Below are 3,668 nucleotides of genomic sequence, written 5' to 3' on the forward strand. Positions count from 1 at the left end.
TGTCCGGCGGTGTCCTACTCTCCCACACCCTCCCGGGTGCAGTACCATCGGCGCTGGAGGGCTTAGCTTCCGGGTTCGGAATGTAACCGGGCGTTTCCCCTCCGCCATGACCGCCGTAACCTTATCAACATGTCAAACACAATCCGCACCAACACCAACGTGTCGGGGTGTGTTTGTTTGTTGTGAGTTACACAGTGGACGCGTAGCAACTTTGATAGTCAAGTCCTCGGCCTATTAGTACCGGTCAACTGAACCCGTTACCGGGCTTACATTTCCGGCCTATCAACCCAGTCGTCTAGCTGGGGGCCTTACCCCACCAAAGGTGGGTGGGATACCTCATCTTGAAGCGAGCTTCCCGCTTAGATGCTTTCAGCGGTTATCCCTTCCGAACGTAGCTAACCAGCCGTGCCCCTGGCGGGACAACTGGCACACCAGAGGTTCGTCCGTCCCGGTCCTCTCGTACTAGGGACAGCCCTTCTCAAGTATCCTACGCGCACGGCGGATAGGGACCGAACTGTCTCACGACGTTCTAAACCCAGCTCGCGTACCGCTTTAATGGGCGAACAGCCCAACCCTTGGGACCTGCTACAGCCCCAGGATGCGACGAGCCGACATCGAGGTGCCAAACCATCCCGTCGATATGGACTCTTGGGGAAGATCAGCCTGTTATCCCCGGGGTACCTTTTATCCGTTGAGCGACACCGCTTCCACACGCAAGTGCCGGATCACTAGTCCCGACTTTCGTCCCTGCTCGACCCGTCAGTCTCACAGTCAAGCTCCCTTGTGTACTTGCACTCAACACCTGATTGCCAACCAGGCTGAGGGAACCTTTGGGCGCCTCCGTTACCTTTTAGGAGGCAACCGCCCCAGTTAAACTACCCACCAGACACTGTCCCTGAACCGGATAACGGTCCGAAGTTAGATACCCGAATCAACCAGAGTGGTATTTCAAGATTGCCTCCCCCCATACTGGCGTATGAGGTTCACCGGCTCCCACCTATCCTACACAAGCTAACTCAGATACCAATGTCAAGCTATAGTAAAGGTCCCGGGGTCTTTCCGTCCTGCCGCGCGTAACGAGCATCTTTACTCGTACTGCAATTTCGCCGGGCCTGTGGTTGAGACAGTGGGGAAGTCGTTACGCCATTCGTGCAGGTCGGAACTTACCCGACAAGGAATTTCGCTACCTTAGGATGGTTATAGTTACCACCGCCGTTTACTGGCGCTTAAGTTCTCCGCTTCGCCCCGAAGAGCTAACAGGTCCCCTTAACGTTCCAGCACCGGGCAGGCGTCAGTCCATATACATCGAATTACTTCTTCGCATGGACCTGTGTTTTTAGTAAACAGTCGCTTCCCCCTGCTCTCTGCGGCCATACAACGCTCCACCCGCGCGGGGCTTCACGTCTCCGGCCCCCCTTCTCCCTAAGTTACGGGGGCAATTTGCCGAGTTCCTTAACCACAGTTCGCCCGATCGCCTCGGTATTCTCTACCTGACCACCTGTGTCGGTTTGGGGTACGGGCCGCTAAGAACTCGCTAGAGGCTTTTCTCGGCAGCATAGGATCACTGACTTCACCTGAATCGGCTCGGCATCACGTCTCAGCCTACATGCGCCACGGATTTGCCTATGGCACGGCCTACACGCTTACCCCGGCACAACCACCGGCCGGGCTCAGCTACCTTCCTGCGTCACCCCATCGCTTGACTACTACCCGCCAGGTTCCCACGCTCCCCATCATCAACCCGAAGGTCTCAAACAGTTTGGGTGGTTAGCACAACGAGGTTCATCAGGGACGCTCTTTCGCGGGTACGGGAATATCAACCCGTTGTCCATCGACTACGCCTCTCGGCCTCGCCTTAGGTCCCGACTCACCCAGGGCGGATTAACCTGGCCCTGGAACCCTTGGTCATCCGGCGGAAGGGTTTCTCACCCTTCTTTCGCTACTCATGCCTGCATTCTCACTCGTGCCGCGTCCACAACTCGATCACTCGGCTGCTTCACCCCCGGCACGACGCTCCCCTACCCATCCACACACCTGCACAAGAAACCCGAAGGAATCCTGCGAAGCACACGTGTGAATGCCACAGCTTCGGCGGTGTACTTGAGCCCCGCTACATTGTCGGCGCGGAACCACTTGACCAGTGAGCTATTACGCACTCTTTAAAGGGTGGCTGCTTCTAAGCCAACCTCCTGGTTGTCTGTGCGACCCCACATCCTTTTCCACTTAGCACACGCTTAGGGGCCTTAGCTGGTGATCTGGGCTGTTTCCCTCTCGACTACGAAGCTTATCCCCCGCAGTCTCACTGCCGCGCTCTCACTTACCGGCATTCGGAGTTTGGCTGATTTCGGTAAGCTTGTGGGCCCCCTAGACCATCCAGTGCTCTACCTCCGGCAAGAAACACGCGACGCTGCACCTAAATGCATTTCGGGGAGAACCAGCTATCACGGAGTTTGATTGGCCTTTCACCCCTAACCACAGGTCATCCCCCAACTTTTCAACGTTGGTGGGTTCGGCCCTCCACACGGTCTTACCCGCGCTTCAGCCTGCCCATGGCTAGATCACTCCGCTTCGGGTCTAGAACATGCGACTCAAACGCCCTCTTCAGACTCGCTTTCGCTACGGCTCCCCCACACGGGTTAACCTCGCCACATGCCACTAACTCGCAGGCTCATTCTTCAAAAGGCACGCCGTCACCCCTCAAGGCTCCGACGGATTGTAGGCGAACGGTTTCAGGTACTATTTCACTCCCCTCCCGGGGTACTTTTCACCATTCCCTCACGGTACTCGTCCGCTATCGGTCACCAGGAAGTATTCAGGCTTACCAGGTGGTCCTGGCAGATTCACGGCAGATTTCAGGAGTCCGCCGCTACTCGGGAACATCCATAGAAGACCAGCTGCTTTCACCTACCGGACTTTCACCGTCTACGGTCGGCCATTCCAGACCATTCGACTAACAACTGGTTTTGTAACTTCTTCGATGAGTGTCAGCTCACCACACAGAGTCCCACAACCCCGACCACGCAACCCCTGACAGGTATCACACGCAACCGGTTTAGCCTAAATCCGCTTTCGCTCGCCACTACTCACGGAATCACTATTTGTTTTCTCTTCCTACGGGTACTGAGATGTTTCACTTCCCCGCGTTCCCTCCACACACCCTATGAGTTCAGGTGCAGGTGACATCACATGACTGATGCCGGGTTACCCCATTCGGACACCCTGGGATCACAGCTCGGTTGACAGCTCCCCCAGGCCTATCGCGGCCTCCCACGTCCTTCATCGGCTCCTGGTGCCAAGGCATTCACCGTTCGCCCTTGACAACTTGACCACAAAGATGCTCGCGTCCACTGTGCAATTCTCAACAAACAACCAACCCACAACCCACAGCGCGACACCAAACCCGACCACCGCCGGCGGTATGCCACACCAGGTCATGCCTGGAAACCAATCCGGAACATCACGTCCCGACCATCGGTTCTGAAGCAAACAACACCCACAAGGGTTGTTCCTTCAGGACTCAACAGGGTGCTAATCATTCCCCCACAGCCGCACCAACAGAACTCTTTCCACACCACCCCCGCAAAGAGATGGCCGTACTCGAACCTGCCGGCCGTTGCCGAAAGAAAACTCGCCAGTGTCTCCGCCAATTGAGCACCCCGACCCGACAT

Annotated in this window: 1 protein-coding gene and 2 rRNA genes; all 3 read right to left on the bottom strand. The window is 56.6% G+C overall.

What is annotated here, in order from left to right:
- Window position 1 precedes the first annotated feature (1 nt).
- A 5S ribosomal RNA gene (gene rrf / locus EYA84_RS28595) occupies window positions 2-118 on the bottom strand.
- A 96-nt stretch (window positions 119-214) separates the two neighbouring features.
- A 23S ribosomal RNA gene (locus EYA84_RS28600) occupies window positions 215-3,328 on the bottom strand.
- Window positions 3,329-3,431: 103 nt separating this feature from the next.
- Window positions 3,432-3,668, bottom strand: a 237-nt coding sequence (locus EYA84_RS33695) for a hypothetical protein (protein ID WP_236146011.1), incomplete at its 5' end; no start/stop codon positions are given.

This window comes from Verrucosispora sp. SN26_14.1 (assembly GCF_004307965.1).
Taxonomy (GTDB): domain Bacteria; phylum Actinomycetota; class Actinomycetes; order Mycobacteriales; family Micromonosporaceae; genus Micromonospora.